The 427-nt window shown below is 24.1% G+C and carries 1 protein-coding gene; it reads left to right on the top strand.

What is annotated here, in order from left to right:
* On the top strand, positions 1–427 hold a 427-nt coding region (locus KGF52_RS21180), incomplete at both ends, for a M56 family metallopeptidase (RefSeq protein ID WP_227841538.1).

Genomic DNA, 427 nt, shown 5'->3' with positions numbered 1-427 from the left:
GGGTAATTGGAGCTATAGTATCATTATCTTATACTTTATGTAGATATTTAAAATTTAATAATCTAGTCATTGATACATCTTTTGATGTAGAAGATGTACATATAAATCATACATACAAAAATTTATTACTTGAGTTAAATATAAAAAAGAATATACCTTTAAAGTATACTGAAGAATTAGATAGTCCAGCATGCATGGGTTTATTTAAGCCTTACATATTGTTATTAGATTTTCCATATCAAGAAGATAAAATATACTGGATACTAAAACATGAATTAACTCATTTTAAAAATAAAGATATATTAATAAAGTTTCTAGTATTATTTGCAAAAAGCTTATTTTGGTTTAACCCACTTGTCTATATTATGAGTAAGAAAATAAATGAAGATTGTGAACTTTGTTGTGATGAGAGTGTGCTAAACAATTG

Origin of the sequence: Clostridioides sp. ZZV15-6597 (assembly GCF_020657815.1) — a bacterium.
GTDB lineage: Bacteria > Bacillota > Clostridia > Peptostreptococcales > Peptostreptococcaceae > Clostridioides.
The sequence above is the reverse complement of the archived record's forward strand: the minus strand, read 5'-3'. Positions and strand labels throughout refer to the sequence as shown.